1 protein-coding gene is annotated in these 360 nt (G+C 70.3%); it reads left to right on the top strand.

What is annotated here, in order from left to right; genetic code table 11:
• Positions 1 to 360 (top strand): PAS domain-containing protein (locus IF47_RS28425; RefSeq protein WP_157840080.1); only part of this gene is annotated, 360 nt, incomplete at both ends.

Genomic DNA, 360 nt, shown 5'->3' with positions numbered 1-360 from the left:
CCACTCCGTTCGGGAAGGGGTGCTGATCGTGGCCGCCGACGGGCGGCTGATGCTGGCGAACGACGAGGCCAGACGGCTGCTGGAGCTGCCCCCGGACGTCGAGGGGCAGCTCGTCTCGAACCTGCCGGGCCTCGATCCCGAGATGAAGGCGCTGCTTGCCTCCGGGCGTGAGGCCACCGACGAGGTGCACCTCGCGGGCGAGCGGTTGCTCGCGGTCAACCAACGGCCCACGGATTTCGGAGGAGGTCCCGAGGGAACGGTGGTGACACTGCGCGATTCCACCGAGCTGCAGGCGGTGACCGGCAGGGCGGAGGTGGCACGGGAGCGACTCAGGCTGCTGTACGACGCCGGACTCCGCAT

It is taken from the genome of Streptomyces megasporus (genome assembly GCF_000718985.1).
Taxonomy (GTDB): domain Bacteria; phylum Actinomycetota; class Actinomycetes; order Streptomycetales; family Streptomycetaceae; genus Streptomyces; species Streptomyces megasporus.
This window is presented reverse-complemented; position numbering and strand designations above follow the sequence as displayed.